The 280-nt window shown below is 65.7% G+C and carries 1 pseudogene; it reads right to left on the minus strand.

The features are described from left to right. A pseudogene (locus CH341_RS32370) lies at positions 1–280 on the minus strand (pyruvate, phosphate dikinase); the annotation flags it as partial.

A 280-nucleotide genomic window follows, 5' to 3' on the forward strand; every position in this document is an offset into this window, starting at 1 on the left:
TTCCATACGCACCAGGATGACCGGATGGCCTTCCTTGGTGAGAAGATCGGCCTTGTCCGGCGTGAACACGATCTCGCCGCTGGCGGCGCCAGGCGAGGCGGGCAGGCCACGCGCGATGACGTTGCGTTCCGCCTTGGGATCGAGCGTGGGATGCAAGAGCTGGTCGAGCGAGGTCGGCTCGATGCGCATCACCGCTTCTTCCTCAGTGATCAGGCCTTCCTCGGCCATGCCCGTCGCGATCTTGAGGGCGGCATGGGTGGTGCGCTTGCCGTTGCGGGTC

Source organism: Rhodoplanes roseus (assembly GCF_003258865.1).
Lineage (GTDB): Bacteria > Pseudomonadota > Alphaproteobacteria > Rhizobiales > Xanthobacteraceae > Rhodoplanes > Rhodoplanes roseus.